The sequence below is a fragment of the Kitasatospora sp. NPDC101108 genome (assembly GCF_055584725.1).
Map to the genome: position 1 here is coordinate 425,321 of NZ_JBVJLM010000004.1, position 26,876 is coordinate 452,196.

Annotated in this window: 21 protein-coding genes and 4 pseudogenes; 14 read left to right on the plus strand and 11 right to left on the minus strand. The window is 70.8% G+C overall.

Features of this window, described 5'->3' with window-relative positions:
• Window positions 1-540 precede the first annotated feature (540 nt).
• The 3 genes from ACZ6Z8_RS12870 to ACZ6Z8_RS12880 all read left to right on the plus strand — a co-directional run bounded on the left by ACZ6Z8_RS12870 (window position 541) and on the right by ACZ6Z8_RS12880 (window position 4,967).
• Window positions 541-2,208: an alkyl sulfatase dimerization domain-containing protein gene (locus tag ACZ6Z8_RS12870; protein ID WP_465608975.1), complete on the plus strand. Its 1,668-nt coding sequence runs from the start codon at window positions 541-543 to the stop codon at window positions 2,206-2,208.
• 211 nt (window positions 2,209-2,419) lie between these two features.
• Window positions 2,420-3,091: a GAP family protein gene (locus tag ACZ6Z8_RS12875; protein ID WP_465608977.1), complete on the plus strand. Its 672-nt coding sequence runs from the start codon at window positions 2,420-2,422 to the stop codon at window positions 3,089-3,091.
• Window positions 3,092-3,287: 196 nt separating this feature from the next.
• Window positions 3,288-4,967 carry a SulP family inorganic anion transporter gene (locus ACZ6Z8_RS12880; RefSeq protein WP_465608979.1) on the plus strand — a complete coding sequence of 560 codons (1,680 nt, stop codon included), beginning with the start codon at window positions 3,288-3,290 and terminating at the stop codon, window positions 4,965-4,967.
• Window positions 4,968-5,393: 426 nt separating this feature from the next.
• Here the strand turns inward: ACZ6Z8_RS12880 and ACZ6Z8_RS12885 are convergent, their stop codons facing one another.
• On the minus strand, window positions 5,394-6,062 hold the full coding sequence (locus tag ACZ6Z8_RS12885) for a GAP family protein (protein ID WP_465608980.1): 669 nt from the start codon (window positions 6,060-6,062) through the stop codon (window positions 5,394-5,396).
• A 328-nt stretch (window positions 6,063-6,390) separates the two neighbouring features.
• Here ACZ6Z8_RS12885 and ACZ6Z8_RS12890 point away from each other — a divergent pair.
• Window positions 6,391-6,519: pseudogene (locus ACZ6Z8_RS12890) on the plus strand (helix-turn-helix domain-containing protein); the annotation flags it as partial.
• A 9-nt stretch (window positions 6,520-6,528) separates the two neighbouring features.
• Here ACZ6Z8_RS12890 and ACZ6Z8_RS12895 read toward each other — a convergent pair.
• Window positions 6,529-6,792, minus strand: a complete 264-nt coding sequence (locus ACZ6Z8_RS12895) for a hypothetical protein (RefSeq protein WP_465608982.1) — start codon at window positions 6,790-6,792, stop codon at window positions 6,529-6,531.
• Here ACZ6Z8_RS12895 and ACZ6Z8_RS12900 point away from each other — a divergent pair.
• The 6 genes from ACZ6Z8_RS12900 to ACZ6Z8_RS12925 all read left to right on the plus strand — a co-directional run bounded on the left by ACZ6Z8_RS12900 (window position 6,773) and on the right by ACZ6Z8_RS12925 (window position 11,434).
• Window positions 6,773-7,801: a MerR family transcriptional regulator gene (locus ACZ6Z8_RS12900; RefSeq protein ID WP_465608984.1), complete on the plus strand. Its 1,029-nt coding sequence runs from the start codon at window positions 6,773-6,775 to the stop codon at window positions 7,799-7,801. The two genes, ACZ6Z8_RS12895 and ACZ6Z8_RS12900, sit on opposite strands and share 20 nt — an antisense overlap.
• A gap of 68 nt (window positions 7,802-7,869) precedes the next feature.
• A complete protein-coding gene (locus tag ACZ6Z8_RS12905) occupies window positions 7,870-8,322 on the plus strand; it encodes an alpha/beta fold hydrolase (protein ID WP_465608986.1) in 453 nt (150 codons plus the stop codon).
• A 4-nt stretch (window positions 8,323-8,326) separates the two neighbouring features.
• Window positions 8,327-8,593, plus strand: a complete 267-nt coding sequence (locus ACZ6Z8_RS12910; RefSeq protein ID WP_465608987.1) for a hypothetical protein — start codon at window positions 8,327-8,329, stop codon at window positions 8,591-8,593.
• Window positions 8,594-8,642: 49 nt separating this feature from the next.
• A complete protein-coding gene (locus ACZ6Z8_RS12915) occupies window positions 8,643-9,470 on the plus strand; it encodes a HEAT repeat domain-containing protein (RefSeq protein ID WP_465608989.1) in 828 nt (275 codons plus the stop codon).
• Between the two features lie 291 nt (window positions 9,471-9,761).
• Complete coding sequence (locus ACZ6Z8_RS12920; protein WP_465608991.1) at window positions 9,762-10,757, plus strand: HEAT repeat domain-containing protein; 996 nt, start codon at window positions 9,762-9,764, stop codon at window positions 10,755-10,757.
• A 350-nt stretch (window positions 10,758-11,107) separates the two neighbouring features.
• Window positions 11,108-11,434 carry a hypothetical protein gene (locus tag ACZ6Z8_RS12925; protein ID WP_465608993.1) on the plus strand — a complete coding sequence of 109 codons (327 nt, stop codon included), beginning with the start codon at window positions 11,108-11,110 and terminating at the stop codon, window positions 11,432-11,434.
• Window positions 11,435-12,036: 602 nt separating this feature from the next.
• Here ACZ6Z8_RS12925 and ACZ6Z8_RS12930 read toward each other — a convergent pair.
• Entirely contained in the window at window positions 12,037-12,708 is a 672-nt protein-coding gene (locus ACZ6Z8_RS12930) for a VC0807 family protein (protein ID WP_465608994.1), read from the minus strand.
• Between the two features lie 631 nt (window positions 12,709-13,339).
• On the opposite strand from ACZ6Z8_RS12930, the gene ACZ6Z8_RS12935 reads away from it, so the two are divergent.
• The 4 genes from ACZ6Z8_RS12935 to ACZ6Z8_RS12950 all read left to right on the plus strand — a co-directional run bounded on the left by ACZ6Z8_RS12935 (window position 13,340) and on the right by ACZ6Z8_RS12950 (window position 20,987).
• Complete coding sequence (locus ACZ6Z8_RS12935) at window positions 13,340-15,709, plus strand: Orn/Lys/Arg family decarboxylase (RefSeq protein WP_465608996.1); 2,370 nt, start codon at window positions 13,340-13,342, stop codon at window positions 15,707-15,709.
• A 230-nt stretch (window positions 15,710-15,939) separates the two neighbouring features.
• Entirely contained in the window at window positions 15,940-17,322 is a 1,383-nt protein-coding gene (locus tag ACZ6Z8_RS12940) for a hypothetical protein (protein WP_465608997.1), read from the plus strand.
• A 334-nt stretch (window positions 17,323-17,656) separates the two neighbouring features.
• A complete protein-coding gene (locus ACZ6Z8_RS12945) occupies window positions 17,657-19,240 on the plus strand; it encodes an FMN-binding glutamate synthase family protein (protein WP_465608998.1) in 1,584 nt (527 codons plus the stop codon).
• Between the two features lie 19 nt (window positions 19,241-19,259).
• Window positions 19,260-20,987, plus strand: a complete 1,728-nt coding sequence (locus ACZ6Z8_RS12950) for a thiamine pyrophosphate-dependent enzyme (RefSeq protein WP_465609000.1) — start codon at window positions 19,260-19,262, stop codon at window positions 20,985-20,987.
• A gap of 384 nt (window positions 20,988-21,371) precedes the next feature.
• Here the strand turns inward: ACZ6Z8_RS12950 and ACZ6Z8_RS12955 are convergent, their stop codons facing one another.
• The 8 genes and pseudogenes from ACZ6Z8_RS12955 to ACZ6Z8_RS12990 form a co-directional block, all read right to left on the minus strand.
• Entirely contained in the window at window positions 21,372-22,247 is an 876-nt protein-coding gene (locus tag ACZ6Z8_RS12955) for an RNA polymerase sigma factor SigF (RefSeq protein ID WP_465609002.1), read from the minus strand.
• Window positions 22,248-22,361: 114 nt separating this feature from the next.
• Window positions 22,362-22,554: pseudogene (locus ACZ6Z8_RS12960) on the minus strand (hypothetical protein); the annotation flags it as partial.
• A gap of 85 nt (window positions 22,555-22,639) precedes the next feature.
• Entirely contained in the window at window positions 22,640-23,044 is a 405-nt protein-coding gene (locus ACZ6Z8_RS12965) for an STAS domain-containing protein (RefSeq protein ID WP_465609004.1), read from the minus strand.
• A 192-nt stretch (window positions 23,045-23,236) separates the two neighbouring features.
• Complete coding sequence (locus ACZ6Z8_RS12970) at window positions 23,237-23,680, minus strand: ATP-binding protein (RefSeq protein WP_465609006.1); 444 nt, start codon at window positions 23,678-23,680, stop codon at window positions 23,237-23,239.
• Window positions 23,681-23,805: 125 nt separating this feature from the next.
• Window positions 23,806-24,159: an STAS domain-containing protein gene (locus tag ACZ6Z8_RS12975; protein WP_465609008.1), complete on the minus strand. Its 354-nt coding sequence runs from the start codon at window positions 24,157-24,159 to the stop codon at window positions 23,806-23,808.
• A 183-nt stretch (window positions 24,160-24,342) separates the two neighbouring features.
• Window positions 24,343-24,762, minus strand: a pseudogene (locus tag ACZ6Z8_RS12980) (YdcF family protein); the annotation flags it as partial.
• Window positions 24,763-24,950: 188 nt separating this feature from the next.
• Window positions 24,951-25,076 (minus strand): annotated as a pseudogene (locus ACZ6Z8_RS12985) (hydrophobic protein); the annotation flags it as partial.
• Between the two features lie 142 nt (window positions 25,077-25,218).
• Window positions 25,219-26,790, minus strand: a complete 1,572-nt coding sequence (locus tag ACZ6Z8_RS12990) for a PP2C family protein-serine/threonine phosphatase (protein WP_465609010.1) — start codon at window positions 26,788-26,790, stop codon at window positions 25,219-25,221.
• Window positions 26,791-26,876 lie beyond the last annotated feature (86 nt).

A 26,876-nucleotide genomic window follows, 5' to 3' on the forward strand; every position in this document is an offset into this window, starting at 1 on the left:
GCACCCAGGTGCCCGTGCCGAGGCCCGCACCTGGTTCTCTCCCGAGCACGGGCCGTACGGGGCGGAGGACAACGCCACGGCGTGTGGCAACCGTTCCCAGGCCACGTGAGCACCTGCTCGACGTACTGCTGCAAGTCGGAGATCGGAAAGATCGGCTTGGTCCGCGTGAGGTGCGGTGTCACGTCGCCAAGGCGAACACGGTGGCGCAGCCGCGAGCGGCTGAGCTCGACCGGTTCCACCGCCGTCCTGTGGCCGACGTCGACCAGCGTCGCGTCGCGGTCCTGGCCATCTTCTGCGGGGCGCCTGCTGACGTCAGGCTCGGAACAGTTGGGATTAACAGCTGGGATTAACTGGAATGCATTCGGATCCGTGAAACCGGCAGGGAGGGCGTGATCCGCATGCTGGATTATCGGCGGTGGAGATGCGGATAAGGGTGGGCAGAGTTATCCTGAAGGTATCCAATGGCGACCCATAAAAACGCAATATCCATGGAATTTCGGCCGTGATCTCTTGCGGGATTCGCATGGCGAGGAGAGCGGGATGGCAAACCCATACGATGTTGAACGCTCCTGGCCGGACTATTTCCTGGAGCATCGTCGACTGACCGTCGAGCAACAGGGCACCTACCGGTGCGGTGACCTTCCCGTATGGACGGTGTACTGCGCAGGGGGATTCGTCGGCAACGGCATCATCATCGATGCGCCCGAGGGTCTCATCGTTTACGACGTCGGTGCCAACCGCGAAGTGGGCGAGTTCATCGCTGCGGAGATCAAGAAGATCTCGGACAAGCCGATCAAGGCGGTTTTCTACTCCCACCACCACCCGGACCACTACAACGGAGCGGCTGCGATCGTGGATCCGGCCGCAGTGGCCGCCGGCGAGGTCGACATCTATGCCTGGTCGAACTTCGTCGAGGAGATGGCCAACGAGTTCGGCGAGTTGCTACAACGCCAGGCGATGGGCCTTGGATACTACGGTGGCGTTCTGCTCGGCCCGGAAGAACTGCATCACCACGGTCTCGGGCTGGTCCCTGCCGGAAGCACCCCCGCGTACATTCCGCCGACGAAGCTCCTTTCTGAGGACACCACGCTGACGATCGCCGGTCTTGAGCTGAACGCGTTCTACACGGGCGGTGAGGCGATCAGCGAGTTCGGCCTGCACATCCCAGAGTTCGACCTGATTGCGATCGCCGACGAGTTCTTCACCGGCATCCCGAACCTGCACAGCATCCGCGGTTCGAAGCCGCGCCTCCCTGACAACTACATCTCCGCGCTGAACAAGGTCCTGGAGGTGGAGCCCGAGTGGCTGGTCGGCTCTCACATCCGCCCCATTCAAGGCAAGGATGTGATCGCGGACCACGTGAGGAAATACGTCGACGCGACGAAGTATCTCTGGGATCAATCGATCCGGCTGATCAACAAGGGCTATACGCCGGTCGAGTTGCAGTACGCGTTGAAGGATTTCCCGGAGGAGTTGTGGGACCCGCCGTACACGGTGCCGTTGTACGGGACAGCGCTGACCGCCGTCCCGGAGTTCTACACCGGGTGGGTGAGCTGGTTCAGCGGTGACTCGACCGACTTGTTGCCGTCCCCGCCCGCACACAAGGCGGCCCGCCTTACCGAGCTGATGGGCGGCGTCGACAGGGTCCTGGACGCGGCGAAAGCCGACCACGCGGCGGGCGACCACCAGCTCGCGGCCGAGCTCGCCCAGATCGCCCTGCGCGCCGACCCGGACAACGAGGATGCACGCCTCGTGAAAGCCGCGGCGCTTCGAGCAAGGGGCTACCAGGAACTCAACCCGATCGCTCGATCGTGGTATCTCACCGGCGCGCTCGAACTCGAAGGGGACGTGGATCCCGCGCAGATCCTCGCCACGTTCAGACGGATGCTGTCGGTCGACCTGTCGGTCCCCGACACGGTTCGCCGCTGGCGGTACCAATTCGACGCGGAGAAGGCGAAGGGAGTCAACCTCACTGTCGGCATCCGTGCTGCCGAAAGTGGCGAGGAAGTCACCGTTCGCATCCGCAACCGCGTTCTGCACGTCGAGGACGGGCTGGCGCCCGATGCGGCCGTGACCGTCGAGGTCACGCCCGCACAGGTCACCGGCACAGAAGACCCGACCGTCGTCTCAGGAGACGTGGCGGCGTGGGCTGAGCTCCAAGATCTTCTGGACACCGAATGGACACCATTCCACATGCACATGCGGTGAATCCGCCCGGGAAGCCGCCCCTTTGGGTTCTGATCGAACCGGATCAGGGCACCGGAAGGAAGGCGCCCCGGGTGGCTCCCGCCTGAGCAGGGATCGGCCGCCCGGGTGACCGAGGCCCCGTCCGCCACCTGCACGCCCGAGTCGGCGCGGCGTCAACAAGTCCGCCGGTTACGGTGATCGCGCCGGAAGGGCCTACGGTCGGAGGGCGGAGATGGAGAACGCTGTCGGCCAGATGCTGGCCTCGGCGATCGGTGTGGCTGTCAGCCCGCTTCCACTGATCGCGATGGTGCTGATGCTTGCGACGCCGCGTGGTCGGACCAACGGCAGCGCGTTCACGCTCGGCTGGATCGCCGCGGTAGCGCTGGCGACCTCGCTGATCGTGGCCTTCGGCGGCAACATGCAGACCGGAGGTGAGCCCGCCGACTGGACGTTCTGGCTCAAGCTCGGCCTCGGCGCCCTCTTCCTGCTGCTGGCGGCCAGGCAGTGGCGGGGCCGCCCGCGCGAGGGCGACGAGGCCCAGATGCCGAAGTGGATGCAGGCCATCGACAGGTTCACCGCCGGCAGAGCCGCTGGACTCGCGGTCGTGCTGGTGCTGGCCAACCCGAAGAACCTGGTGCTGGTGGTCGCCGGCGCCGTGTCGATCGCTTCCAGCGGGGCGAGCGCGGGAGGCAAGACGCTCGCCGTGGTCCTGATGGTCGTGATCGCCTCGCTGTGCGTGCTGCTGCCACTGGGCGTCTTCTACTTCGGCGGTGACCGGGCCGAGGGCATCCTGGCCGGGTGGAAGGCGTGGGTGGCCACGCACAACAGCGCCATCATGACCGTGGTGCTGCTGATCCTGGGTGTGAAGTACGTCGGTGACGCGCTGACGGGGTTGGGCGGGTGAGTGCGCACGGCCGAGAGCGCACCGAGAGCGCACCCGCCGTGCTCATCCGCATCCCCACCCGCAAGGCCAGGATCAACGGCCAGGTGATCACGACCGACCGTCTGGTCCGCCTGGCCGGGGTGAGCACGATTCATGCCCCACCCGGCGCGAGCGCCGGGCCCCCTTGGCACTGCCGCGACGACCCCGCGAAGGGCCTATGGACATCCGGTGGCGAGTAAGCCGAGGCACACTGAGCAAGGACGCCGTGGCGGGCCTGGTACTCGGGGTGGAAAGCGTTCCCGACGGTCTGGCGGCCGGCCTGCTCGCCGGGGTCAGTCCGCTGTCGGGCCTCTACGCATACTTGTTCGGGATGCTCGGCGGCTCGTTCTTCACCGGTTCGGTCTTCATGGCGGTGCAGGCCACCGGCGCCATGGCCGTCATCATCTCCGACACCCGGGCGGTCCACGCGGACGCAGATCCGGCGCGTGCGTTGTTCACGCTGTCCGTGCTGACCGGTGTGGTGATGCTGGCGGCCGGGTTCCTGCGGTTCGGGTCGCTGCTGCGGTTCGTGTCGAACACCGTGATGGTGGGGTTCCTCAGCGCCGTCGGCGTCAATGTCGTGCTCGGCCAGCTCGCCAACCTCACCGGCTACAAGGCCGCCGGAGCCACCCGGATCATCCGCGCCGTCAACACCGTCGTCCGTCCCGACCGGTTCCACGTGCAGTCCCTGACCGTGGGGCTGGTGACGATCGCGCTGATCCTTCTGCTGGAGCGCACCAGGCTCGGCCCACTGGGGTTGGTGCTGGCGGTCATCCTCGCCTCCGCCGCGGTCGCTGCCCTGGGCTGGCACAGCGTCGCGACGGTGGGCGACTTCGGGGCCGTACCCCGTTCGCTCCCTATGCCTGCGGCGCCGCTGTTGCGGGTGGTCCCGTCGCTGCTGGTCCCAGCGCTGTCGCTGGCGCTTGTGGGCCTGGTCCAGGGGGCAGGCATTTCGGCCAGCTTCCCGAATCCGAACGGGCGTTACCCCGACGCCTCGCGCGACTTCATCGGGCAGGGCGCCGCGAACGTGATGGCCGGGGTGTTCCGCGGGATGCCGGTGGGCGGGTCGATGTCCGCCACGGTGCTGAACAAGACCGCAGGCGCGCGGTCACGTCTGGCCCTGATGATCGCCAGCCTGGTGATGGCGGTGACCATCGTGGCCTTCGCCGGCCTGGTGGGACACATCGCCATGCCTTCCCTGGCCGGCCTGCTCATCCTGGTCGGCTGGCGGACTATCAAGCCTGAGGAGCTGTCCTCGGTCTGGCGGACCGGCGCGTGGCAGCGGGCGGTGCTGGTGACCACTTTCGCGCTCACCATGGTGATCCCGTTGCAGTACGCGGTGCTGGCCGGTGCGGGCCTGTCGGTGGTCCTGCACGTGGTGCGGCAGTCGAACCAGGTGACCATCAAGCGATGGCTGCTGGACCCGGCCGGGCATCTCATCGAGACCGACCCACCGGCCAGCCTCCCGGCCGGCGAGGTGATCGTCCTCCAGCCCTACGGAAGCTTGTTCTTCGCTGCTACCCCGGCACTGGAGGCATCCCTGCCGACGCCCACCGACGCCTCGCACGACACCGTGGTGATCCTGCGGCTGCGTGGGCGCACAGAGCTGGGTACCACGGTCATGGGCGTGCTGCGCCACTACGCGGAGGCCCTCACCGCGGCCGGCGGCAAGCTCGTCATCGTCTCGGCCAGCGAGCGCATCCAGGACCAGCTCCGGGTGACGGGAGTCACCGACCTGATCGGCCCCCAGAACGTCTACCCCGGCGACGAGCGTGTGGGCGCCACCCTCAAGCGCGCCTACGCCGACGCGCAAAGCTGGATCCAAGACCAGCACGGCGATGGAACCGGACGAAAGTGAGCGGCGGCACCGGCCCGCAACGAGCCGGTTCGCCGCCCGCCCACGGGAAGTCGGCGCCGACCGGTACGACGCGATCCCGTTGCATGACAGCCGGATCGACGGGGTGGTCGCCGGTGCACTCCGGCGCTCCACACTCGGGACAAGCCCGGGTAGAAGCCCACGTTGCCGTCACCGGTGAGTGTCGGTCGAACCCCGCGGAGCACGACCTGGGGCACGCTGCAACAGGACGACGCGGTCGACGTGGCGGGGGCCTCGTCGAGTACGTCGTCGGGTTCTTCGTGCCCTTCGATCTGACCCCGCCACGGGTCCAGCTCCACGTGCGTCGAGGTGGGAGGCGGGTCCCGGCGTCATTCACCGACAACCGTCGCTGCCACCGCGCGGGCGCCTACGACGTCGCTCGCCCGGCGGGGCGATGCCGTGGGCGGCTCAGGTCAGGTTGACGATCGCCTCGATGACGAACTTGGCGGACATCACCACCAGCAGGCCGATCACGATTGTGGAGCTGTGTGTGCTCAGCCACGCCTTCCAACTCTCCAGAGTCGCCGCCCCGCCGGACCCGCCGAACACATAGACCCCCAGCGGGACCAGAACGCTCAAGGAAGCGACGACGACGAACACCACCAGCGCGAGGGCTTTCACTCCGACACGGGAGACCGCGCCGTCGACCGCGGCGATCGCTCCGACCGTCAACGCGAGGTTCGCGGGGTTCGCCCCGGACAGCGCGGCGGCCAGCCCCGCACATCGACCCGGGGAGAACCTGTCGACCCTCGCCATCCACTTCGGCAGCTCGGCCGCCTCACCGCGCCGTGGCCGGTCCCGCCACTGCTTGACGGCGAGCAGCGCGAACAGCACCCCCAGCGCGAGCGTGAGCCAGAGCGTCCACGTAGCGGGCTTCCCGCCCGCGTGGGCGTCGCGACCGATGATCAGCATGATCACGCCGATCGTGGCCAGCGTGGCCATCCAGGTGGTGACGAAGGCGATCCCGTTGGTCCGACCGTGCGGCGTGGCAAGCATCACGACCAGCGCGATCGTCGGCAGCGGGCTGATGGCCACACCGGCGGCAGAGCTCAGCAGCTGACCGATCGCGCTGCCCATGCGGCGATGTCCTCTCTCCTGGAACAGACCCTGACCGCTGCGCTTGCGTACAACGGAGACCCGGCCACCCGATCACGGCGGCTGGGGCAACCCCGCTTCCCGGGGCAGCGGCGACGCGGGGTGATCGCGCCGACCACCGGCAGGGCGAAACCGGCGGCGGTCACGGCGACCGTGAGCGACGCGTTCACCCGGACCACGCTGCTGAGTCTGCGTGGCCAGGCGCTGTTCTGGCTGGAAGACTCCCCGAGTCGACACAGAGCCTCACCCGGTCGCTGGGGCTCGGGGCGGAACCCGAGACAGCCGAAGCCGAGTGGCCACGTCGGGCGGGATGGCAACCGACGACGAGAGCACGGAGCGGCTCCGCTCGACGCTGCCGACGTTCCTCAGCGAGCAGGGCAGCTATCGCGCCGCCGCAGAGCGGATCCACCTCCACCGCAGTACCGTCAAGTACCGGGTCGACAAGGCGCTAGAAGCACGTGGCCGCAGGCTGGGCGATGACCGGCTCAACCTGGAGCTCGGAACGGGCTTGAGCCCCACGCTCACCATGGGCTGCCCGGCGAAGGCCGACCCAGACCATGGCGATGCCCACCACGCTGCCCAGCGCGCCGTCCTTGGCCACCGCCGGCCGGGCGTCCGCGGACACCAGCGACAGCCCGACCCCGGCCGCGTTGACCAGCAGCATCAGACCGGCCAGCCCGTTGACCGGCCGCATGGAGACAAGACCCGCCACCGTCCGCACCACCGGCAACACGCTGCTCAACGCGAGCGAGAGGGTCTGGCTCAGCCCGAGCACGACCAAGACCATCCGCCACTACCACCATCTGGGCCTGGTCGACGAACCGCGCCGCGACGGTTCCCGCTATCGCCGCTACGGGTCGCCCGACCTGCTGCGGCTGGTCCAGGTCAGGACGCCGGCCGAGTCCGGCGTACCGCTGTCCGAGATCCGGGCCCTGCTCGCCGCCGATCCGCAGCGGTTCGCCGCCGACCTGGCCGAGGTCAAACGGCGGCTGACCGAGAGGATCGAGGAGCTGACCGCGCGCCGCGACCTGCTGGACCGGCTCGCCAACGGCGACCGGGCCCTGCTGCCCGACCGGGCCTGGGCACTGTCGGACCGGGCCGCCGACCTCGGCTTCACCCCGGAGGAGGTGGCGACCCACCGCGAGGGCATGGTGCTGGCCAGGGCCCTGGTCCCCGACGGCTTCGACGACTTCCTCACCGAGGCCGAACACGCCCTCGACGACACCCGGTTCGTCGCCTTGAACAAGCAATGCTGGGCCGCCAAGGACTGGGACCCCGACGACCCCGGCCTTGAGGAACTCGCGACCGCAGTGGCCGACCGCTTCCTCGCCAACCCCGCGCTGCTCGCGATCCCGAACGGCCTCCAGGCCCGCACCGACGTCACCCGATACAGCCTGCTCAACCACCACGCCGAAGACCAGGCACCGGCCATGGCCCGGCTGACCAGGCTTGTCGAGACGAAGCTGCGCTCCGCCGGCGTAGACATCCCACACCAAGAGTCGCAACGCGGAGTCACCGGAGCCGGATTCGAACCGCAGCTCACGGTCCGGACTCTACTGGTGGGCTCGCGCATTCAACTGTCGTGGGTTCCCCGAGCCCGTGGCTGGCCCCGCCTTCCCCCACCCGTTCACCGCCCCCTGACCACGCCCACGGAGGCACCGCCGAAAACGGCGGCCTGCGGCTCCTCCGGCCGGGCCGACAGCCGGATGACAGCGGTATGAAAGCGGCGCCTGACACCGTCCAGGGGCAGGGGGAGAGCGTCATCCAACAGCCGAGGAGGGGGCCGTCGATGGCCGAGGAACAGCACGCCGCCGGCAGCCGCGAGGCGAAGGCCGGCGGGACGTCGCGGCGCAGCGCGCTCAGGGCGGCCGTGGCCGGGGCGGGGGCGGTCACCGTGCTGGGCGCGGGCGCCTCCGTCGCGCACGCGGACGGGCCTGGGCGCGGCGCGCCCACCTTCGTCCTCGTCCACGGCTCGGGGAGCAACTCCTTCGTCTGGCAGCCCGTGTTGCGCGAGCTGGGCCTGCGCGGACACCGCGCGATCGCGGTCGACCTGCCCGGGCACGGGCTCCATCGAGGTTCGGGTCATCGACTGCGAAATCACCATCGCCACGGCCACCGGTCGCCGCACCGGCCTCTACCGGCTGGTGACCACCTGACCGACCACCGGACCCATCCCGCCACCGAACTGATCACGCTGTACCACCAGCGCCATCGAAGAAGCCGCGGACGCCATCTTCAGTGATTACATGACCCAGTTGCCCGAACTCGCCGACGAACTCGCCGCCAGCGGTGCTCTTGACGGGGCCCGTACGATCCCGGCCCGAAAGGTCCACCTCAAGGAGTTCCTCCGCAAGCGCTCCGGAGGCCACATCCCGCCAGTCGACCTGATCACCGTGACGATGGAGCTGCCCCAGCTGCGCACCCCCTCCAGCGCCGCGGCTCTTCCCGCCGCTCGACAACCAAACGAGATGCTCTTCCCCATGGAGGTGGCCCTGACCGCCGTTCGGTGGTGACAGCACACGTGCATAGAGTGCGGATATGCCAGGGAGTGATGGATCCGCAGTGGCGGAGCGTGCGGAGCTGCTGCGTGCGCTGAGCGAGTTGGACGCAGGGTTGGCCGGCGGCATCGAGCGCGGGCCCGGTGGGCACCGCCGATTCGAACCCCTGGTGAAGCTGCTGCGGATACCAGCAGCCGCCTTCCTCCAGTCTGAGCTGGAGCGTCGACTCGCCGGCTACGTCGAGGCGAACGACCCGTTCGCCCGGGATCAGATTGCCCATGCCTTGGCAGGTGCCTGCGGGGAGGCGGCCCTGCCTGCCCTGTTGCGTGCGAGCGTGAGTGATCGCAACGATGACGGAGAGACCCTGCAGCTCGACCTCCTCGAACTGCTCTCCGCCTGGCCCGAGACGGCGCATCGTCTGCTGCTCGACTGCATCGCCTCGGATGACCCTGGGACAAGGCGAGTAGGCATCTGGGGCCTGAGCGTCACCGATTTCGGCGGGGCCAAGTACTTCGAACTCGTCGCCGATGCAGCGTCCGACCCGGCCCCCGGAGTGCGCGCCGACGTGATGAGCACCCTCGGCAGCATCTTCGGCGTGGGGGATCCTCCACGTGCCCGAGCCCTTCTGATCGCTGGCGCCGGCGATCCAGCCCCCGAGGTGCGGCGAGCCGCCGTGCAGGCCCTCGGCTCAGCACACGACCAGACGGTCACCGACCTGCTGGTGGCCCGCGCCGAGGACACCGACCACTGGGTCCGGTTCTGGGCCGCGTGGTCATTGGCCCGCCGGCCTGGCCCGGCGGTACGCACCGCCCTCGAACGGCTTGCTGCGGACGAGGACAGGGACGTTCGTGATGCCGCGCGCACGGTCCTGGACTACCCGACCATCACGTGAGCTCTCCCTGCGCCCCGTACTGCGCTCCTGGGAGCCGCGCGGTCAAGCTTCGCTCAGAACGGTCAAACTTCGTTGAGACGGGTCAGCGCTCGCTGTTCTGCAACAAATGATCTTGATAGGATGATCTTGATGGACGGTGGGTTTCTGCCACTTGATCTTGATCAATGGTGGGGGTCTCGACACCCCGCTCACCTACAGCGGCCTCAACACCTTCCTCACCCAACAGCGATCCGCCTCTTGATCGCCGGTCGTTAGACTCCCGGCGTTGCCGGCGGACGGGAATGCCGAGTCATGGACGACGACTTCTGGGCCGGCTGGCCAGAACGGTGGGCCGGCACGGACTGCGACGTGCGGACGGCCGTGGGCGCGATCCCGCCGGAGGTCAAGGACGGGTTCAGGTACGACAAGGTCCCCTGGCAGCGGTTCCCGCACTTCTACGGCCCGGGCGAGGAGACCCCCGGCCTGCTCGCCACGCTCGCGTCCGGCGACACCGAGGCCGCCGACAGGGCTCTGCTGCAGCTCTGGACGAATCTTCACCACCAGGGCACCACGATCGCGGCGGGAGCCCTGGCGGTGCCGTTCCTGATCCGGATCGCGACAACCGGGCGGCCCGAACTCTGTGCCCAAATCCTTCACCTGGTCGCCGAGATCGGCCGGTGCCAGCACATGGGTGACGGATCGCGCGAAGGCCTGCTCCAGGTCGCCGAGGAACCGCTGATGGTCGAGGGCAGCACGATGTGCCCGGTGGACTGGACGATCCAGGCCGCCCGCCGGGCGGTCACGGACGACCTGCCACTCCTGCTCCCGCTTCTCGACAGCCCCGACCCCGAGGTCCGCTCCCTGACCGCCTACGTCCTGGCGGCCGCGACCGACGAGACCCCACGCGTCTTCTCGGCCCTGCGGTCCAGGCTGGCGAACGAAGACGACGCGGTCGTCCGGGTGAGCCTGATCCTGGCCATCGCCCAACTCGCCCGCGAACACCACGACGACCACGCTCCCCGGTGGGCCCAGGACCTCTGGTCGGACCCGAGACGACCGCCCGAGATCCGCATCGGCGCCGGCCTGGCCTGGCTGTGCCTGGTCACCGACCCCGCCCCCGACGAACTCCGCACCCTCCTCACCGACCCCGGCATGAGCCGGTACGACGACCTGCTCCAGTCGGTGCCGTGGCTCACCTGGTGCGACGCCCCCGGTTTCGCGCTGCGCAGCTGCATCGACGAAATGCTCGCGGCGAAGGTCCCCGTAGCGGCGCTCGAGGATCCCTGGGGCGGCGGGCCGTCAAGCTGAGGCACGCAGCGGTCGGTCGGTCTTTGACCCCGGCTGTCCTGGCGCCGCCCTGGCAGTGGGGACGGTGGTGTGGGTGGCCGCCAGGCCGCCGTCCAGGAGATGGTGTGCCGCCCCGGACGGGTGTCCGGGGCTGTTGTGTCTGGCTGTCGCGTGTCCTGTCGTGTGGGGTGCTGTCGCGGCCTGTGACGTGGGTGGATACCCGTGATCGCCTCCAGTGTGGTGAGGGCGCGACAGCCGAGGGTGGGACAGGGCCCGGGCCGCCTCGGGAGAGGCCTTGGTGACCTGTGACAGCGAAGTCGGGAAGGACGGGGGCAGGCTGCTGGCGCTCGCAGAGCGTCATACTGCACGTCGTGGACCGCGAAGACCTGATTGGTGCCCTCGAACGGCATGCGACTGATGCCGCTGGCCATGCTGCCGTAGCCCTGCGCGCTGGAGCTTCGTTCCGGGTGTGGGCCGAATCGACGGTGCCGGCCAGTCGGCTTCTCGGCATCTGGGCATGGCGGGCCCAGTGCATGGCGGAGGACGGCGTCGTCACCTGCAAGGACTTCGAACGGGGCTTGCCCGACCTTCGGCGTGCGGGTGACGCCCCGGTCGCCTTGGGGCGAGTGGATATCGCCGGAGACTCGCGCTTGGTCTTCCTGGCCGCCGATCTGAGCTCATGCGTTGCTGTGCTGTAGCGCTTCGAGGCAGTTGACAGGGAGGCAACCCCGGCCCGGGCGCCGGCGTCGGGACCTGACGGATCGTCTCCGGCGAGTACAGGAACCAGCACCAGTCGAGCAGGTCCGGGCCGAAGCGCACCAGCGCCACCCACTGCGGGGAGTCCTGGTGCAAGGGGTGGGCAAGGCCTTGCCCGGGTGAGCCAGGGGCGCTCCAACACGCGGGCGGGATCGATTTTCCGGGCTGCCTGACGAGGGTGCTGGGTGTACTGACCACAGATGCGCCGCTCGGTGCGGGTCGGCAGGCGGCGCGGGCTGTGGGTACCACCGCGCTCGGCCCAGCGGTGCCCGAGGACGCGTGCGCGAGGAGCCGCTGCCGCAGCTCCGCCGGCAGCTCCAGACCCACACGCACGGCGGTTTGCCGGATCGGAAGATGACCTTGTCGTTGTTGTCCCAGACGTCGACCGGGTTGGTGATGCCGCCGGATCCGTTGTTCGCGAACTTGTAGATGGTCAGCACCCGGTAGGGCCGGCGTCGGCGGCGCGGCGCGAGGCGGCTTCGGCGTTCGGTGTGGCGGCCTGCGGCAGCCGCCCGGCGCGGCCGGACCACCAGCGGCCGCGCGCTCAGCCATCCGCCGAACGCGCGGCCGCCCCGGACGTCAGCCGCCACAGCCCCGCCACCTCGTAGTACACGCCGTTGACCAGTTGCAACAGCAACAGCGTGACCGGCCAGAGCAGCGCGCCGAGGCCGGGTACCAGGTCCACCGGCAGGCAGTAGGCCATGACGACCCGCACGGCGGCGTCCAGCAACATCGCCACGCCCCAGATCGCGGTCGAGACCCGCCAGATCCGCCGGAAGGCCGGCTCGCGTTCCCACAGCACGTCCCAGGAGGTGCCGTCGGAGCGCCACCGCCCCTCCAGAAAGGGCCGGCCGCCGTGGAAGAGCAGCGGGCGCCTGGCCCTGATCGAGATCAGGAACCAGAGCCCGGCCACACCGGTGAGCCAACCGTCCTTGGCCAGCAGGAACCGGGGGCTGCCACTGACCAGCGCCGTTGCGACGCCGAGCAGCATGATCCCGGCGACGAAGCCCGCCATGCCCTCCAGACTGCGGGTGCGCAGCCACTGCACCGCCGTGGTGAGCGCCGGCAGGAACGCGCCGGCGAGCAGCGCGACGAAGACGCTGACGCCGGCCGCGCGCAGGCCGTAGTACAACGCGATCGGGACCACGATGTCCCGGACGACACCGAGCAGCAGACGCCGGCCGCTCGGTCGCCGCGACGCCCCGAGAGCCGTCACCGCCGGCACCTTCGGGTGTTACGTGTTACCCGCACAGGTGATTCCTTCCGCGTCGGATGATGACCGGGCCCTGAGGCCGCGCCCAGCCGCTCACGGCGCGATGCACCGGGCTCATCGAGCCGCTCCGTCAGGGCCCTGCCCCGTCCGGCCGACGCCCAACCGTTGCGCACCGCCCCAAGCGCACCGGCGCCCATCTCCCCGGCGAGATGGGCGGCGAAGGTCCTCGGCCGGGACGGCGCCGGCGTCCCCTGCCTCCGCCGTGTCCGCGTTGGGCATCGGGGCGCCGAAGCAGTCCGAGCTGAAGCAGACGCCGGTGAGGTCGTCGAACGACCGGGCCGCCGCGCTGCGAAGGAAGCCGCAGGCGATGGAACGAGACTCCCGGTTCGATGCCCGCGCTGTCGGCCCTGTGCGGCTACGAACCGCGGGGGTTTCACATGCCTGTGCCCCGTTCGGATGAATCGCCGGGAAGGGGCACCGTCCGCCCCCCGACACCGGGCGAAGATGTCACCGCACTCGCACTCGCACCCGCACCCGAACCCGCACCCGTGCCTGGCAGCGGGCCCGCGTGCTCCTGCACACACCCATTGGTCCGCGCCTGCGCGGGCACTTACCCACGAGGCAAGGGACCACGATGGCGAACGGCACCGTCCTGCTGGCACTGCGCAACGACCCCCTCGCCGGCGGTGTGAGCGCCGAACAGATGCGCCGGATCGGCAAGGAACTGGAGGACCGCGGCCTGGAGTTGCGCTGGGCCGGTGACAGCAGGGACGCCACGGCGACGCTTCAGATCGAGGCCGGCCTGGCCGCCGCGGTCGTGGCGTGGGGCCTGCCGCGGCCGCCCGGTGACAGCGGGGACGCCGGTGCCTCGGAGAGCGGGGTCGAACCGCCCAGCGGTGGGGCCGAGGTGCTGGACCGCATCCGGCACCGGTTCAAGGACCTGCCGGTCTTCCTGCTCATGGCGGACGGCTCCGACAGTGACCTGGAGCACCTTCCGCTGTGGGTCGCCGAGGCGGTCATCGGCTACATCTGGCCGCTGGAGGACACGCCCGCCTTCATCGCCGGCCGGGTCGCGGCCGCTGCCGCCGCCTACCGGCGCGATGTCCTGCCGCCGTTCTTCAGCGCACTTCGGCACTTCGACGACGCCCATGAGTACTCCTGGCACACCCCGGCGCACTCCGGCGGCGTGGCCTTCCTCAAGTCGGCGGCCGGCCGCGCCTTCTTCGACTACTACGGCGAGCGGCTGTTGCGCACCGACCTCTCCATCTCGGTCGGTGAACTCGGGTCCCTCTACGAGCACTCCGGCCCGATCGGCGAGGCCGAACGCAACGCGGCCCGGGTCTTCGGCGCGGAGCGCACCTACTTCGTCCTGCACGGCGACTCCACGTGCAACCGCATGGTCGGCCACTACAGCGTCACCTCCGACGAGATCGCCCTGGTCGACCGCAACTGCCACAAGTCCGTCCTGCACGGCCTGGTCGTCACCGGCGCCCGGCCGGTCTACCTCGTGCCCACCCGCAACGGCTACGGCCTCGCCGGACCGCTGCCCCCCGCCGCCATCGGCGCCGAGGCCGTCGCGGCCCGGATCGCCGCCAATCCGCTGACCGCCGACGCCCTCTCACCGCAGCCGCAGTACGCCGTCATCACCAACTCCACCTACGACGGCCTGTGCTACGACACCCTCGCCACGGCCCGGGCCCTCGCGCCCAGCACGCCGCGCCTGCACTTCGACGAGGCGTGGATCGCCTACGCCCGCTTCCACCCGCTCTACCGGGGCCGGTACGGCATGGCCGTCGGCCCGGACACCTTCCCGGAGCCGCAGCGGCCGACCGTCTTTGCCACCCACTCCACGCACAAGCTGCTCGCCGCCCTCTCGCAGTGCGCCATGGTCCACGTCCGCCCCTCGCCCCGGGCGCCCGTCGAGCACCACCGCTTCAACGAGGCGTTCATGATGCACGGCACCACCTCGGCGTTCTACCCCGCCATCGCCTCCCTCGACGTGGCGACCGCCATGATGGACGGGCCCCAGGGCCGCTGGCTCATCGACGAGGTCGTCACCGAGGCCGTCCGGTTCCGCCAGGCCGTCGTGCGCACCGGGCGCCGGATCGCCACCGCCGGCGACCGGCCCGGCTGGTTCTTCGGCATCTGGCAGCCCGAGACGGTCACCGACCCCGACACCGGCACCGCCATGGCGTTCGCCGACGCACCGCTGTCCCTGCTCGTCACCGAGCCCTCCTGCTGGCAACTCGAACCCGGCGCCGCCTGGCACGGCTTCGACGGCCTGACCGACGGCTACAGCCTCCTCGATCCGATCAAGGTGACCATCACCTGCCCGGGCGTCACCGCCACCGGCCGGACCGAGCCCTGGGGAATCCCGGCGCGCATCCTGACCGAGTACCTGGCCAACCGCGGCATCGTCGTGGAGAAGACCGACAGCTACAGCACCCTCGTCCTCTTCTCCATGGGCATCACCAAAGGCAAGTGGGGCACGCTCATGGACGGCCTGATGGACTTCAAGGCCCTCTACGACGAGGACGCCCCGCTCCACCAGGTGCTGCCCGACCTCACCCGGAACCACCCCCGCCACTACCGGGACATCGGCCTGCGCGAGCTGTGCGCACGGATGCACCGCCACCTCACCGACGGCGCGTTCGTCCAGTCCCTCGACGAAGCCTTCCGGAACCTGCCCACCCCGGTCCACCCGCCCCGACACTGCTATCAGCAACTCGTCCGCGGGGGCACCGAACGCGTCCGCCTCGCCGACGCCGCCGGACGGACCGCCGCCGCGATGGTCACCGTCACCCCTCCCGGCATCCCGGTCCTCATGCCCGGGGAATCACTCGGCGCCTTCGACGGCCCGCTGCTGCGCTACCTCACCGCCCTCGAAGCCTTCGACCGTGCCTTCCCCGGCTTCGGCAGCGAGGCCCACGGCGTCGTCACCGACCCCGACACCGGCGACTACCTCATCGAATGCCTGATCCCCGCCACCCGACCGCAGCCCTGAAGAACCCCGGTCATGACGTCACCACCGTCCGTCGCCCGGCCCGACGAGCCTGGACCACCCACCGCTGGGACGCCCGCCCGACACGCCGCCGGGTGGCAGCTACGGCGAGGGCCCGGAGTGTTCCGTACCGGGAGTGTTCCGTACGAAGAGTGTCCCAGGCAGTGCAACCGGGCAGGGGTCGGTGGCGTCCCCGCACGGACGGGGGCGAACTGTTGAGTCAGGAGGGGACGATGGGACGCCACGAGCTGGAACCGGAGCTGGCAGCGTTGGTACGGACGGCGTTCGCGCAGGCGGGGACGCAGGTCACCCTCCACGGGGATGTCGCGCGGGACGACCAGGGGCGCGACTACGGCCTCGGCGGGCTGCCCGAACTGATGGCGGCCCGGCCGGAGGTGCCGCTGGGGGAACTGGTCCGCTCCCACGTCCTCGAACTGGTCGCCGCCGTCCAGGGACCGGGCGCCGGCCGGGCCGGTACGCCGGAGGAGACGGCCGCTCGGCTCTACCCGTTACTCCTGGACGCCGCGAGCCTGGCCGACTCCGCGCAGTACCCGCACGCGCTCGAAGTCGCCCCCGGGATACTGGAGTTCCTCGCACTGGAATCACCGGTCGGCTGGCAGGTGCTGACCTCCGAGGCCGTCGCCGAACTCGCGGACGCGGCCTGGCTGCGCCGGGCCGCTCGGGCACGGCTGGCGCGGCTGCCCGTCGAGGAGCACGAGCTCCGACCGACCGGCGGGGGCGGCGGCCTGCACGTCGTCACCGGAGAGTCGGCGCTGACCGGGAGCCGGGTGCTCGCCCTGGACACCCTCTACCGCGAGGTGGCGGGGCGGGAACTGCCGCCGGACGGCGCCGTGGTGGCCTTCCCCACGCCGTTCCGCCTGCTGTTCGCGCCGTTCGACGTCCGGGTACCGGAGGTGCTGCAGACGCTGATCGAAACGGCGGCCCACGAGTACGCGGCCTCCGGCGCGCCGCTGTCCGCCCACACCTACTGGTGGCGGGACGGCGAGCTGACGCCGCTCACCGCGGTGGGGGAGGGCGGGCTGCTGGACCTCGTCAACGCCGACGAGGTGATCGCCGCGGTCACCCGGCTGGCCGACCCGGGGGAGGCGCCGTCCGGACCGCGCCCGCACCACTACCGCTTCGCGCACCGCCTGCTGCCCTCGCTCACCCACCTGGACACGGTGCCGGGGGAGCGCATCGGCGGCGAACTGCTGCGGCTCTGGGGCGACTTCGGCGACACCCTGCCCGCGGACCAGCGGCTGGCACCGGACGGACTCCAGGGCGGTTTCGTCCAGGCCGGGCCGCACCGGCTGCTCCTCGTCGCGCTCCCGGTGCCGCGGGCGGCGACGGAGGCCTTCGCGGTCGTGCTGGCGTGGCCGGGCGACGGCTCGCCGCAACGGGCCTTCGCCCTGGAGTTCGCGGTGGACCCGATCACGGGCGAGCGCGGCGCGGTGCTGGGCGAGTGGGAGCAGCCGGGCCGTCACCGGCTGCACCGGACGGGCATGACCGCCGAGGCGCGCCCCTTCCTCCAGGCCGTCGTGGCCCTCCTCGACCCGCCGCCCCCGCCGCCGACGCCGCCCGCGAAGACGAAGCGGCGGGGGTTCTTCCGGCGCTGAACGGGGCCCGCCCCGGCCCGACCGCGACGCCGGGCCGGTGCGGGGCGACGGTCATCCCGCCACGGTGCTCTGGATGAAGTCCTTGAACGCGGTCAGGTTGGTACAGATCGACGGGTCGACCCAGCAGGTGGAGGAGGCGCCGCCGACCCGGCCGACGTCCGCCGCAAGGTCGTCCGGCTCACCGACCGGGGAGTGGACGGCCTGGTCCGCTCGGCGCGGGTCTTCGACGATCTCCAGGACGCCGAGGCCGACGATCCGCTGCGTGACCTGTAGGCCGACAGCTGCCCGAGCAACTCGCCTGATTACCCGCGTCGTCCGGGGTTAGACGGCTGCTGTGCTGAGATTCCTGTTGGTTGCCGGGCCGGTCGGTGGGGCGGCCGCCGCCACGGCCGCGGCCGTTCTCGGGTCCCCGTGGTGGTGGTGTGCGGCCGTCCCCTTGCTGGTGGTGACGGTGCTGGCGTCGAAGGACCTGCTGCAGACCCGGCATTCGATCCTGCGGAACTACCCGGTCATCGGGCGTCTGCGGTTCGCGCTGGAGGGCATTCGACCCGAGGTGCAGCAGTACTTCGTCGAACGCAACGTGGACGGGCGCCCCTACGACCGCGACACCCGCAGCATCGTCTACGAGCGGGCCAAGGGGACGGACGCGGAGGAGCCGTTCGGCACGGAGCTGGACCTGTACGAGAGCGGGCGCGAGTTCCTGGTGCCGTCGATGGCCCCCGTCGCGGTGCCGCAGCACCCGCCCAGGGTGCGGGTCGGCGGTCCCGACTGCTCCCAGCCGTACGCGATGGCACTGCTCAACGTGTCCGCGATGAGCTTCGGCTCGCTGTCGGCCAACGCGGTGCTGGCCCTGAACACCGGTGCTGCGCTGGGCGGTTTCGCCCATGACACCGGTGAGGGCGGGCTGTCCGAGTACCACCTGCGGCCCGGCGGAGACCTGGTGTGGGAGATCGGCACCGGCTACTTCGGCTGCCGCACCGAGGACGGAGACTTCGACCCCGGCCAGTTCGCCGAGAAGGCGGCGCACCCGCAGGTCAAGTGCGTCTCACTGAAACTCAGCCAGGGCGCCAAACCCGGCATCGGCGGCGTGCTGCCCGGTTCCAAGGTCGACGCCCGGATCGCGCGGGTGCGCGGTGTCCCGCAGGGAAGGACCGTGGTCTCCCCGCCCTACCACCGGGTGTTCTCCACGCCGCGTGAACTGGTCCGCTTCATCGGCCGGATGCGCGGGCTGGCGGGCGGCAAGCCGACCGGGTTCAAGCTCTGCGTCGGCTCGCGCCGCCAGTTCCTCGCGGTCTGCAAGGCCATGCTGGAGGAGGGGGTGACGCCCGACTTCGTCATCGTCGACGGAGCGGAGGGCGGGACCGGCGCCGCCCCGCTGGAGTTCGCCGACCACGTCGGAATGCCGCTCACCGAGGGACTGATGACGGTGCACAACGCGCTGGTCGGCACCGGTCTCCGGGACCGGATCCGGATCGGCGCCAGTGGCAAGGTGGCCACCGGCAGCGACCTGGTGAAGCGGTTGATCCAGGGAGCCGACTACACCAACGCCGCCCGGGCCATGATGTTCGCCGTCGGCTGCATCCAGGCCCAGCGCTGCCACACCAACACCTGCCCGGTCGGCGTGGCCACCCAGGACCCGCGCCGGGCCCGCGCCCTGCACGTGGGGGACAAGTCCCAGCGGGTGCGGCGCTACCAGGAGGCCACCGTCAGGAGCGCCCTGCAGATCATGGCCTCGATGGGAGTCGACGACCCCTCGCAGCTGCGCCCGCACATGCTCCAGCGCCGCATCGACCCGCAGACCATCCGCTCCTACGCGGACCTCCATCTCTGGCTGGAACCGGGGCAGCTGCTCCATGACCCTCCCGCTTCCTGGGCACGCGACTGGGAGGCCGCCCACCCCGACCGGTTCACCGTCTGACACTTCGAAGGGAAGCCCCGTGGCACGTACCGTCGCCCGCGTGATCGTCGACGCCCTGCAGGAGCTGGGGGTGCGCCATGTGTTCGGCGTCGTCGGCGACGCCCTGAACCCGCTGACCGAGGCCATCCGCACCACCGAGGGCCTGGACTGGATCGGCTGCCGCCACGAGGAGGCCGCGGCCTTCGCGGCCGGCGCCCAGTCCCAGCTGTCCGGAACCCTGGGCGTGTGCATGGGTACCGTCGGCCCCGGATCGGTGCACCTGCTCAACGGACTGTACGACGCGGCCAAGAGCCGGACCCCGCTGCTCGCCATCGCCGGACAGGTCCCGTCCGCCGAGCTGGGCAGCGACTACTTCCAGGAAGTCGACAACGACCTGCTGTTCCGGGGCGTCGCGGTCTTCCGGGCGACCGTGACCTCGCCGGACCAGCTGCCGAGGATGCTGGAGACCGCCGTCCGCTGCGCGATCAGCGAGCGCGGCGTGGCAGTGCTGACGGTCCCCGGCGACCTCGGCGACCGGGAGCTGACGGACGACCGCCCTGCCCGCTTCCCGCGTGTCCGCCCGGTCACCCGCGCCGACGACGCCGGCATCCGGGAAGCCGCCGACCTCGTCAACGCCGCCGGCCGGGTGACCCTCCTGGTCGGCCGGGGAGCCCGGGACGCCCGCGGGGAGGTGCTGGAACTCGCCGAGCGCCTGTCCGCACCCATGGTCCTCACCCTGAAGGCCAAGGAGGGCTTCGAAGCGGACAACCCCTACCAGGTCGGACAGACCGGCCTGATCGGCAACCCCGCCGCCGCCGGGGCGCTGGACGCCTGCGACACCCTGATCATGCTCGGCACGGACTTCCCCTACCGCGACTGGTACCCCACCGGCCGCAAGGTCGTCCAGATCGACCTCCTCGAACGCAACCTCGGCCGCCGGATACCCGTCGACGTGGGCCTGGCGGGCGACACCGCGGCCACCCTCCGTGCGCTCCTGCCGCACCTCAGGCCCACCGCGGACCGCGCCCACCTCGAAGCAGCCCGGGAACGCTTCGAGCAATGGACCGCCGGACAGCGGCGCCTGGCGGACCCCGAGCACGACCACCACCTGCTCGGCCGCCTGCGCAGCGCGCTGGACAACCGGGCCCACGACGTCCGCCCGGAAGCCCTGGCCGCCGCCGTGAACGACTGCGCGAGCGACGACGCCGTCTTCACCTCCGACACCGGCATGGCGACCGTCTGGCTGTCCCGGTTCGTGACCATGCACGGCCGCCGGCGGCTCCTGGGGTCGTACAACCTCGGCTCGATGGCCAACGCCATGCCCCAAGCCCTCGGCGCGCAGCTCTGGGCCCCCGACCGGCAGGTCGTGGCGTTCTGCGGCGACGGCGGCCTGAGCATGCTCCTCGGCGACCTGATGACGATCAGGACCCACCGGCTGCCGGTGAAGCTCGTGGTCTTCGACAACCGCCGCCTGGGCATGGTCAAGCTGGAGCAGGAGCAGGCAGGGCTCCCGGAGTTCGGCACGGAGCTGGACAACCCGGACTTTGCCGCGGTCGCCACCGCCCTCGGCCTCACCGGCATCCGGGTCGCCCGCCCCTCCGAACTGCTCGACGGCGTGCGACGGGCCTTCGAGACGCCGGGACCGGTGGTGCTCGACGTCCTGACCAACCCCCGGGAACTCGCGGTTCCGGGCAAGCCGACCGTCGAGCAGGGGTGGGGCTTCGCGATCGCCAAGGTCAAGGAGACGCTGCGCAGCCACGACGGCTGACGGTCCGCCCCCGGACGGTGTCGACGCAGACAAGACCCGCGCCACGCCCGGCCCTTCGGGCCCCCGCGGCCTGCCGCTCCCCGGCCACGGCGCCGGCTCGGCCGTCACGTCTGCGGCGGTGGTCCACCCGTCGTCCGGGTGGACGCGGCCGACCCACCCTCAGGGCCGCGAGCCGACAGCCGCGCTTCCCGGGGGCGTCGCGGGGCAGACGACGAACAGCGGTCAGCCCGACCGCTGACCGAACCAGCGACCGAGGAGCAGCCGTGGACGAGGCGCCCGCAGTCGCTGATGCCGATGAGGGTGCCGGGGATGTCGACGGGGTGGGGCCGGATCGCCCGGGCGCCATCCACCGCCCAGCAGAAGACCCTTTGCTCCGGGAGCCGTTCAGCCTGCGTTCAGGCCGTCCCGCAGTTTCTTCAGGGTGCGCGTGAGCAGCCGGGAGACGTGCATCTGTGACAGTCCGAGCCGGGCGCCGATCTGCGACTGGGTGAGTTCGTCGGTGAAGCGCAGGGACAGGAGGAGCCGTTCGCGTTCCGGCAGCTTCGCGATGAGGGGTTTGAGCGCGACGACGTTCTCGGCGAGGAGGATCGCGGCGTCCTCCTGGCCGAGCCGGTCGGCGAGGGGGCTGGGGCCTTCGTCGTCCTCGGCGCTGCCGTGGTCGAGGGATCCCGTGGTGTGGGCGTTGGCGGCCGTGAGGCCCTCGATCACCTCTTCCTCGGTCAGGCCGAGGTGGTGGGCGAGCTCGGCGACCGTTGGTGCGCGGTCGAGTTGCAGCGTGAGGTGGTCCTGGGCCTTGGCGAGGGTGATGCGCAATTCCTGGAGCCGGCGGGGGACGTGGACCGCCCAGGTGGTGTCCCGGAAATGGCGGCGGATCTCGCCGAGCACCGTCGGGATGGCGAAGGTGGAGAACTCCGCCTCGCGCTCGGGGTCGAACCGGTCGATCGCCTTGATCAGGCCGACGGCGCCGACCTGCAGCAGGTCTTCCTGGGGCTCGCGGTGCGAGTCGAAGCGGCGGATCACGTACCGGACGAGGGACAGGTTGAGCTCGACCAGGGTCGACCGGACGTAGGAGTACTCACGGGTCCCTTCCTCAAGGGTCGCGAGCCGGGCCAGCAGCACGCGTGTCAGCTCCCGCGCGTCCGCCGGGGCGATGTCCCGGGGGCTGTCGATGTCGAGCAGTTCCGGCGCGACGTGGCGGACGGCCTCCGCGCTGCCGACCGGCCGGGCGGCCAGCTCGGGCGCCTCGGTTCGCGTGGTCATGGTGCTCCTCTCCAAGCCGGGTCAAGCTCGTTCCCGGATGCCCGCGATCGCCGGCGTCATGCACGCAAGCCGCGTGAAGGAACTGTGTGAATTTCATGACGAGATTCCGCAGACCGCCGTCCGCCGCTCGCCCACGACGCACTCGGTGTCCTCGGTGACCACGCACAGCATGCCCACCACGGCACCCGTGTCGTCCTGCGGAGGGCTGTGCGAGAACCTGTGGTACGTCAACTCCGGGTAGCCCGGCCGCTCCAGGATCAGCATCAGTGGCCGCGTCCCAGGTCGCCCGGCCGGTCCCCAGCACCGTGGCCCCGCCGGTCCCCGTTCGCCTCGCCGCTACCCGCTCCCTTTCCGCGTGTGCGGCGTGGCCCGCCCGGGGACGGTCCCGCGCGTCACCGGGCCGGGACCGCGGTGGGGGCGGCCGCCGCCGCCAGGGCGGCTTCCACGCTCGGGTGCACGGGAAAGACCTGGTCCGTGCCGGTCACCCGGAGCAGCATTCGCACCCGCTCACCCGGCGCACACAGCCCGACCTCGATGCCCTGGTGGGCGGCCTCGGCCCGCAGCCGCAGCAGCGCGTTCAGGCCGCTGGAGTCGCAGAAGTCCAGTTCGGCGAGGTCGAACAACAAGTGGGTTGCCCCGGAGAGCACGGCCGGGTCCAGCCGGACGACGTCCACGCTGTCCAAATCGAGCTCGCCTGCCAGGCGGGCGACGACGACGCCGTCGGAGCGCTGCACCGTCACGGTCGCCCCGTTCCCGAGGGGGCAGTCGTCGGTGCCGGAGGATGCGGTCGGCGTCATCGGCAGGTCCTCTCACACTCGTGGCGACGCGCTTCGCTTCCCGCAGCTGGGCGCGGCGGTATGACCGACACGATCACCTGCGGCTCCTGAAGGCGTCAAGGAATTCATGACATGCGATTCAGGTAATGAATATCAAACTGACGAGGGCAGCAGGCACCGGGCCCTGCTCACGGGCATCGCACCCGGCCTTCGTCAGCCGTGTGCGCGGCCGGGCCAGGGCAGAGCGGCGTGGATGTGCTTGCCACCCTCGTGGGCAACCACTGTCAGGGTGTCGGCGAGTTCCTCCAGCAGGAGCCAGCCGTAACCGCCGGTGCCATCGGGCTGCGGCGGGCGGGGCTGGGGTGCGGCGGTGCTGGTGTCGCTGACGGTGACCCGTACCTGGTGCTCCTCGGTGAAGTCGATGTGCAGCCGTCCGGGGCCGGGAGTGTGCCGCACGGCGTTGGTGACCAGTTCCGAGACGGCCAGCAGGATGTTGTCGGCCGCCCGCGGGTCGTTGCTGGGACGCACACGGTGCAGCGCGGCGAGGAAGTCCCGGGTGACGGCGCGGGCGGCGCCGATGCTTCCGTGCCGGCCGTCGAAGACGTGCCGAACCGACCACTGGCCGCTGCGAGCCCCGGAGAGGTTGTCCACCAGCATCCTCACTCCTGTGACTGTCACGGGCCCCTCCAGGCGGGAGCACTCAGTGGAGATCCCCGCGCCGGTACCTGCTGGCCGCACCGGTACGCGGCGGCTTCGGGCAACGTGTTGCCGTCCCGAGGACTCTACACATCCCGCTCCGGTCCCCGGCCGGGGCCGGGGGGATCGGCCGGCCGGCCGAGCAGGTCCGCAAGGCCGGTGAACGCCAGCAGTTCGCGGGCCTGACGGCCGGCTCCGCTCACGAACAGCGCGCCACCGCCGTCCCGGGCGACGTGCTGAAGGGTGACCAGGGCATGGATGCCGGAGGAGTCGATGAAGGTGACCCCGGTCAGATCGACGGCGAGGTCGGTACCCGCCCCACGTTCCGCGGCCAATGCGGCTCCGACCAAGCGGCCGGCGGTGTCCAGATCGATCTCGCCGAGGGGGTGGAGGGTCAGGGTGGCACTCTGGCGACTGGTGAAGACGTGAAGCTCGGTCATGACCGGCTCAGCCCCCTTCCGGGGCGTTGACTGCTCCCACCCTCTCACCACGCCCACGTCTCACCAACCCAGCGACTGGTGTCCCCCGCGGGCACGGCCCGTCGGCGGGCGCGCCGTCGCACGCCGGACACCCCCGCTCTCGCGCGTCGTCGAATCCCCGGAGGGCGGTCGGGTTTCACCGGCTCAGCCGTACCAGCCCGCCCGGGCCCCGGCCGCGGCCAGAACCGCGCACGCCGCCAGGTTCGCGAGCGGGTAGGAGACCAGTACCGCCACGAATTCACGCAGAGTCGCGCTCGGCCGGTAGTAGGCCGCAGTGGGCGCGCCACGGGCCTCGCCCGGAACCCCGGCCCGGCGCGCGAGGATGCCCGCTCGCAGCACGTGGAAGTCGTTGGTCACGATGGCGCAGCGGTAGTCCGGGCGGATCCGCTCCATCAGCTCGCGGCTGAACCGGAAGTTCTCCCCGGTGTTCGTCGAGGCACGCTCCTGGAGGATGCGGTCCTCGGGGACGCCCCGCGCCATGAGGTAGTCGGCCATCGCCTCGGCCTCGGGTACGCGTTCGTCCGAGCCCTTGCAGCCGGAGACCACCAGGGTCGGGGGCCGTCCTCGGGCCGCCTGGCGCTGGCCGACCGGCCAGGAGCGCTCCGAGGACGCCGGCCACTGCTGCCGCCGCGATGCGCTGAGCGTCCGGTGCCCTGTCGCCGGGTGCGCGCCTGCGCACCCGGCCCCGCCGCGGCCGGACCTTCAATCGGCCGGCATGGCACGGGAGTTCTTTCTCACCGGCCGTGTCGACGTCACCACCGGTACCAGCGGCGTCGGCCGCCGGCATCGTCGACGGTGCGGACCACGAAGCCCAGGAGCCACACCGCCAGGACGAACAGCGCCACCCACCACAACACCTTCACTGCGAACCCGAGGCCGAGAGGCGACCTGGACCCAGTCGAACAGGGCTGGACACCCCCGGGTCGGGGTGTCCAGCCCTGTTCGACCGCGCGGTCAGAAAGTGTCAAGATGCGTCGCCAGCGCTCCCAGCGGGACCGAGGCTGGCGTGCGGGGGATTCGTCATCGGCTGATGTGCAGGGCGCAGACGTCGTCGCGGCGGGTGTGCGGGGCGATGAGGGGCCGCACGATGCCGTCCAGGGGTCGTGGGGTGTGGGCGTGGGCCAGGGCGGTGTCGGCCAGGCGGCCCAGGCCTTCGTCCAGGGGTTCGTCCGGCCTTTCGACCAGGCCGTCGGTGTAGAGCAGCAACTGGTCGCCGGGCAGCAGGTCGAGGGTGGAGGCCTCGTAGTGGGGCGTGGTGATGGCACCCAGGAGGATGCCGCCGGTGGAGGGAAGGTAGCGGGCCCGGCCGCCGCGCAGGAGCAGGGGTGGCGGGTGGCCGGCGCGTACCCAGGTGAGGCGGGAGGCGGCGGGCTGGTACACGGCCATGATCATGGTGGCCGTCGGGCCGTTGCGTTCCGGGGTGTGCAGCAGGAGGGTGTTGAGCCGGGCAAGGATGTCCGGCAGGGGGGTGCCGGTGATGGCCATCCCCTTGGCGGTGAAACGCAGCAGAGCCATGGTGGCGACCGCGTCCAGGCCGTGGCCGGCGACATCGCCGACGACGAGAAGTGCGCTGCCGTCGGGCAGTTCGATGGCGCTGTACCAGTCGCCGCCGAGGCTGAGCCCTTCCTGGAGCGGCAGGTAGGCGACGTCGACGGTCAGGCCCGCGAGGTCCAGCGTCTGCTGGGGCAGTGGGAGCAGGGTGTCCTGCAGCCGGGCGGCGAGGTCGCGTTCGGCGGTCAGCAGGCTCTGGTGGAAGAGGGCGGCCTCCTGGTGCTCCAGTAGCTGCTGTTCGGCGAGCTTGGCGGCTGTGAGGTCCTGGAAGAAGCCGTGAACCTGCACCGGGTCGCCGCGCACGTCCGTCTCCGCCTCGGCGACCACCCGCACATGGCGCACCGCTCGGCCGGGCAGGCGGACGCGGAAGGTGCGATCCATCGGCTCCCCGACCTTGAGCAGGCGCCGCACCGCGTCCTCCACCGCCGGACGGTCCTCGGTTTCGGCATGGGCCGACAAGTCCTCCAGCGTCATCGGGCCCAGAGAAGGGTCCCTCTCGAAGATCGAGTACACCTCGTCGGACCAGGTGATCTCAGCTCGGACCAGGTCGCGGTCCACCCAGCCCATCCGGCCCAGACTCTGCATGAGCGCCAGGCGACGCTGCTCGCGCTCACCGGTATCCAGACGGTTCCAGGAGACGATCAGGCCGCCCTGGCACGGGGCCGCGCGCACGCCGTACCGGGACCGGTGCGGGATGCCGGCCGCCGTCTCCTCGTACTCCAGCTCCCCCTCGTACAAGGCACCGCTCTCCAGTACTCCCAGGTAGCCGCGCCACAAGCCCGTGGCATCGACCCCCGGATACGTGCCCAGCACAGTCAACCCCAGCAGCTGGGCTCCGCTGCGCCCGCCGATGTCGACCGCTTCAGGAGAGGCGGCCAGGAACCGGAAGTCCACCACCTCGCCGCGCGGTCCGCGTTCCGGCTGGAGGAAGACCACCGAACCGGGGAGGCCGGCCAGGACCTCCCGAACCACCGCAAGGCCGGTCTCCGCCGCGGGCCTGTCGCCCGGTACCTGCACTACCAGCTGCTCGTGGTCCATCATGCGACGAGCATGTCACGTGGACCGCCCGCGTCGACAAGACCGGCTGACGCCGCCCCTCCCCGGCCGGCGAAGGTACGCGGCCCTTC

What these genes read in the sequence shown, in the direction of transcription:
- ACZ6Z8_RS12870 (WP_465608975.1), top strand. Translation starts at nt 541, where the DNA reads ATGGCAAACCCATACGATGTTGAACGCTCCTGGCCGGACTATTTCCTG.
- ACZ6Z8_RS12875 (WP_465608977.1), top strand. Translation starts at nt 2,420, where the DNA reads ATGGAGAACGCTGTCGGCCAGATGCTGGCCTCGGCGATCGGTGTGGCT.
- ACZ6Z8_RS12880 (WP_465608979.1), top strand. Translation starts at nt 3,288, where the DNA reads ATGGACATCCGGTGGCGAGTAAGCCGAGGCACACTGAGCAAGGACGCC.
- ACZ6Z8_RS12885 (WP_465608980.1), bottom strand. Translation starts at nt 6,062, where the DNA reads ATGGGCAGCGCGATCGGTCAGCTGCTGAGCTCTGCCGCCGGTGTGGCC.
- ACZ6Z8_RS12900 (WP_465608984.1), top strand. Translation starts at nt 6,773, where the DNA reads ATGGAGACAAGACCCGCCACCGTCCGCACCACCGGCAACACGCTGCTC.
- ACZ6Z8_RS12905 (WP_465608986.1), top strand. Translation starts at nt 7,870, where the DNA reads ATGGCCGAGGAACAGCACGCCGCCGGCAGCCGCGAGGCGAAGGCCGGC.
- ACZ6Z8_RS12910 (WP_465608987.1), top strand. Translation starts at nt 8,327, where the DNA reads ATGACCCAGTTGCCCGAACTCGCCGACGAACTCGCCGCCAGCGGTGCT.
- ACZ6Z8_RS12920 (WP_465608991.1), top strand. Translation starts at nt 9,762, where the DNA reads ATGGACGACGACTTCTGGGCCGGCTGGCCAGAACGGTGGGCCGGCACG.
- ACZ6Z8_RS12935 (WP_465608996.1), top strand. Translation starts at nt 13,340, where the DNA reads ATGGCGAACGGCACCGTCCTGCTGGCACTGCGCAACGACCCCCTCGCC.
- ACZ6Z8_RS12940 (WP_465608997.1), top strand. Translation starts at nt 15,940, where the DNA reads ATGGGACGCCACGAGCTGGAACCGGAGCTGGCAGCGTTGGTACGGACG.
- ACZ6Z8_RS12955 (WP_465609002.1), bottom strand. Translation starts at nt 22,247, where the DNA reads ATGACCACGCGAACCGAGGCGCCCGAGCTGGCCGCCCGGCCGGTCGGC.
- ACZ6Z8_RS12965 (WP_465609004.1), bottom strand. Translation starts at nt 23,044, where the DNA reads ATGACGCCGACCGCATCCTCCGGCACCGACGACTGCCCCCTCGGGAAC.
- ACZ6Z8_RS12970 (WP_465609006.1), bottom strand. Translation starts at nt 23,680, where the DNA reads ATGCTGGTGGACAACCTCTCCGGGGCTCGCAGCGGCCAGTGGTCGGTT.
- ACZ6Z8_RS12975 (WP_465609008.1), bottom strand. Translation starts at nt 24,159, where the DNA reads ATGACCGAGCTTCACGTCTTCACCAGTCGCCAGAGTGCCACCCTGACC.
- ACZ6Z8_RS12990 (WP_465609010.1), bottom strand. Translation starts at nt 26,790, where the DNA reads ATGATGGACCACGAGCAGCTGGTAGTGCAGGTACCGGGCGACAGGCCC.